This window comes from Sphingobium sp. Ant17, from assembly GCF_000588875.1.
Taxonomy (GTDB): Bacteria; Pseudomonadota; Alphaproteobacteria; order Sphingomonadales; family Sphingomonadaceae; genus Sphingobium.
This window is the reverse complement of record NZ_JEMV01000132.1, coordinates 1-4110: the sequence shown is the minus strand read 5'-3', so window position 1 is coordinate 4110 and position 4110 is coordinate 1. Positions and strand designations below refer to the sequence as shown.

Genomic DNA, 4110 nt, shown 5'->3' with positions numbered 1-4110 from the left:
CAGACAACGATTTCTCGGACATAAGCGGAACATGGGCTACGCTACACGCTTCAACCGCGCCATTGGCTCGTTGAGTGGGTGGAATTCACCTGCTGGAAGTCGCCTGGCCTGCTCCCAGAGGTAATCGCCGGTCAGACTGATGTGCGCCCAGCCCATCGGAGAAAGGTGCGCAAGCAGTGCCGCATCGAACGTCGTGCCGACAGCGTTGAGGTGCTGGGCGGCCCGGTCGAGATAGACCGTGTTCCAGTAGGAAATCGCCGCAATCAGCAGGTTCAGCCCAGATGCGCGAAATTCCTGATTTTCCAGCGAGCGATCGGTGAACCGACCTGCCGGTYGGTATAGATGGCGGCGGCAAGCGTGTGCCKCGCYTCGCCTTTGTTGAGACCGGCCTGACAGGCACGGCGCAGTTCCGGTTGTTCGAGCCAATCGAGCGTGAACAAAGTGCGCTCGATACGGCCCAGTTCAGCCAATGCAAAATCCAGCCTGTTCTGGCGTTTGTAGGCGGCAAGTTTTCGCAAGATTACTGACGGCGCCACCGTGCCATCCTTGATTGAGGCGACAATCCTGACGATGTCATCCCAATCGGCCTCGATCGCTGCCGTTTTGATGGTGCGGCCCATCAGATTTTCGATGCCCTTGTATGTCGATGGCGCAGCGATCGAACCCAGCTTGCGGTCGCCAATATCGCGCAGCCGGGGCGCGAAGCGGAACCCGAGTAGGTGGCAGAGTGCGAAAACATGATCGGTGGCGCGCCGGTATCGGTATAGTGCTCATGCAACGGAAGGTTGCCGGCGCCCAGGACAAGCCCGTCGAGCACGTAAGGCGCTTCACCTGCCGTCGCGGACATGATCCGTGATCCGAATGATGCGAAGTGATCGGAAAGGTGAGAATAGATTTTCACGCCAGGTTCGGCGCCATATTTGGCATTGACGTCCGCCGCCCCTGAACGGCTCCGCCCCGACCGGAAGAACTGGCCATCGGACGACGAACTGGTGCCAGCGCCCCAATGCCGCGCGAAGGGTAATTCGTGATGGGCTGAGATGATCATGGCCAGCGCGGCCTGATAGTTCTCGGGTGAAAGATACCAGTTGTGGGTCCATGCGAGTTGGGCATAGCTGACGCCTTCGCTGGCATTGGCCATCCGCTCCAGCCCGAGGTTGGTGCCATCAGCCAGAATTGCGGCGAGTACCGTGCTGGGGTTGTCGTGCTCCTTGCCTGAGCGCAGGTCACGGAATGCGTTCAAAAAACCAGTGCGTTCGGCGACTTCAAGCAGCAGCTCGGTGATGCGCACGCGGGGAAGCAGGGTATCGAGCTTGCGATCGAGGGCTTCAGCTTCCGGTGGGGTGACAGGCGGCATTTGCTGAAGCTTGAGCCGGTCTCGTTCGAGCGACACTCCCTCAAGCTTGTTTGTTTTCAACTGCTTGGCAAATCGGCGCAGCCGCCAGTCAAGATTTCGTGCCCGGTCAGCGAGGTAGGATGCAGCATTTGAATCGAACGGAAGCACATCCGCCACTTTGGCGGCGTCGCGCCGACCCAGCAAATAGGCATCGAAGCGCTGATAGTTGCGGGTTCCCTCGATCCATACATCACCGGCGCGCAAACGATCACGCAAGGTTGCCATGATCGCAATTTCATAACGTCGGCGGTCGATACGGCCGCTTTCGGTGATGAGACGCTTCCACTGCCGATTGGGGAATGGCAGTGGAACGCCATCGGGAAGGTCGCGCGACTTTCGTGTGTTCGCATCGCGAATGACATCGATGGCTTTGATCAGTGCCGTCCCTGTTCCAGACGCCTTGAAGGTGAAGGCGTCCAGAAATGCCGGGCTGAAACGCCGTAGCGTGGCGTAACGCTCGGTTGCCGTTACCAGTGCGTCCTCGCCGGCAAGATCAGCAAGGGCATCTACTTGGGCCTTTGCCGCAACAAGCCGGTGCCAGCCCACCGCTTCGTCAATCAATTCGAGCGGATCGCCGCCATTCTGGACAGCCTCATCAAGTGCTGTAATCGTGGCGCCAAACAGCCGCATGAGTTGCCCCACCGACTGAATACTATCTTGGTAGCGACGCTCGCGCCCACGCCGCGCGCGCGTGAACATGCCGCCGATAAGTCGGTCAAACATTTGGATCGCGGCATCGGCAAGTCTGGCCTCAAGGTCGATCACTGCGGCCGTCAACGTCGCCCGCCTGCGATTGACGCTGTAATCCGAAAGCAGGAATGCCGGTGCCACGCCGCCCTCGCGGACAAATTGGGCAAAGCGGAATTCCGGAATGGCGCCCCCAACTACCGGGTGGATACCTATGCCGCGAACATAGCGCAGGCGCTCAAGCAAGCCATTGATATTGGCCGCAGTCGGGGCTTCTTCGAAATTACGCAACCACGCCAGCGGTGTCATGCCGAAATCCGGGTTGTTGATTACGAGTTCGTCTAGCCGTGTCAGTTCAGCAGAGCTGAGGCCTTCGACGATTGCGGCTGCGGCAGCTTTGCGTGCGCGTGCCCGGCCAGCAAGACCGGCGCGTTCCAGYGTGTCGCCTGACGGAAGAATGAACCGCTCACCCTTCAGGCCAACCATKAGGGCGCGAACAATCGGTTCACCTCTGTCTGTATACTCGGCGGCYTGCGCGGCAAGATTCAGGGCAAGTGCCAGGTCGCCGCGTCGAAACGGGCGTATGCAAGATAACGCGCCACGAGATCGGCATGATCGGTACGGGTTTGCGCGCGCTGACCATATGCAGAGAAGGAGGAAGGATCGACGAATAACTGTGCCGCGAGGTACTGAAGAATGACGTCGGGAAGCCCGATCTCGGGTTGCAGACCAAAGCCGGGATGTCGCATCAAAGCGATTTGTGCAGCCAGACCGAGGCGATTTGCTGGACCATAGCGGCGCCCAACCAATTCAACATCTTCCGCAGAAAGGGTATAATGCCCAATGATCGCGGTTTCTTGGACAGGAGGATCGAACAGGCGCCGGCGCTCGTCTCCGGTCAGAAGTCGGCGTCGTGCCATTTTGCTCTCCCGCTGAGGCGAATAACAAAATTGACACCAAAGCGGCTTGCACTGGAGGGAGGCCATTCGTTGCCGGTTGATCCCCGAACAATCACCCGGCGCAGCAAGACAGTTTGGCGACATCCTTATCAAACGTTTGGGCCGCCAGTTTGAGGCCTTCCACAGTGGTCAGGTAAGGAAATATCGTTGCACCCAATTCCAGGGTGGTCATGCCGTGTTTGATCGCCAGCACCAGTGTCTGGATCGAATCCGCGCCTTCGGGTGCCATGATCTGGCCRCCCAGCAAACGGTCGTTYGCCTTGTCGGCAAYCAGTTTGATGAGACCCCGCGTATCGCGTGCTGCCAGTGCCCTTGGCACAGCRTCGAGCGGGAGCAGCGAAACCTTGATGTCCAGCCTTGCGCCCGTGCTGTMGTTTCAGTGAGGCCKGCGCTGGCGACTTGCGGGTCRGTGAARACGACGGATGGCATGGMGGAATTGTCGTAGCGGTATTGGTTGCCCGTCACCGCGTTGCGCGCGGCCAGTTTTGCGSCATAGGCGGCCATGTAGACGAACTGGTCCCGTCCCGTTACATCGCCCGCCGCGTAAATGCCTGGAACCGACGTTTCGAGGTGGTCATCGACGACGATTCCACCATTACGGGCAAGCACTATGCCGCGCTCCTCCARCCCAAGCCCGTCGCTATTGGGTCGGCGTCCGGTGGCGATSAGCACCTGTTCCGCCGCGACGGTGTCRCRATGCCCCTCGCAGGTCAATTCGACCCCGCTCTGTGTTTGGGCGATACGCTGATAGCCGACACCTGCGCAAACCCGCACGCCCTCGGCTTCCAAATAGTTTTTCAGCGCGGCACTCACTTCCGGGTCCATTTCGGGRAGCAGGCGGCTTCGGCAGCAGATGGTGACATCAACGCCCAGACGCGAAAACATCTGTCCCAGTTCWACCCCRATCACCCCGCCACCGATCACCAGCAGCGATTTGGGCAAGCGATCCAGCGCYAGCGCCGATGTGCTGGTTAGGTAGGGCACGCTGTCCATCCCCGGAATCGGCGGCACGGCGGCGTGCGCACCCATCGCCAATATGACCTTGCCGACCTTCATSGGCGCATCGCC

The 4110-nt window shown here is 59.8% G+C and carries 5 protein-coding genes and 1 pseudogene; all 6 read right to left on the bottom strand.

From position 1 onward, the window contains the following. Nucleotides 1-36: 36 nt before the first annotated feature. Nucleotides 37-306, bottom strand: coding sequence for a Tn3 family transposase (locus BF95_RS30520; RefSeq protein WP_268747207.1), 270 nt, complete (start codon nt 304-306; stop codon nt 37-39). Next, nucleotides 273-692 (bottom strand): Tn3 family transposase, encoded by a 420-nt coding sequence (locus BF95_RS30515; protein WP_268747206.1) that lies wholly within the window; start codon nt 690-692, stop codon nt 273-275. The genes BF95_RS30520 and BF95_RS30515 overlap by 34 nt, the downstream gene beginning before the upstream one ends. After that, nucleotides 620-2632 (bottom strand): Tn3 family transposase, encoded by a 2013-nt coding sequence (locus tag BF95_RS24545; protein ID WP_268747205.1) that lies wholly within the window; start codon nt 2630-2632, stop codon nt 620-622. Before BF95_RS24545 ends, BF95_RS30515 begins: the two co-directional genes overlap by 73 nt. Next, nucleotides 2629-3003, bottom strand: coding sequence for a DUF4158 domain-containing protein (locus tag BF95_RS30510; protein WP_268747204.1), 375 nt, complete (start codon nt 3001-3003; stop codon nt 2629-2631). The genes BF95_RS24545 and BF95_RS30510 overlap by 4 nt, the downstream gene beginning before the upstream one ends. Nucleotides 3004-3094: 91 nt before the next feature. Next, a complete protein-coding gene (locus tag BF95_RS30850) occupies nt 3095-3361 on the bottom strand; it encodes a hypothetical protein (protein ID WP_327195526.1) in 267 nt (88 codons plus the stop codon). 236 nt (nt 3362-3597) lie between these two features. Further along, nucleotides 3598-4071, bottom strand: a pseudogene (locus BF95_RS30845) (FAD-dependent oxidoreductase); the annotation flags it as partial. Nucleotides 4072-4110: the final 39 nt, after the last annotated feature.

What these genes read in the sequence shown, in the direction of transcription:
- BF95_RS30510 (WP_268747204.1), bottom strand. Translation starts at nt 3,003, where the DNA reads ATGGCACGACGCCGACTTCTGACCGGAGACGAGCGCCGGCGCCTGTTC.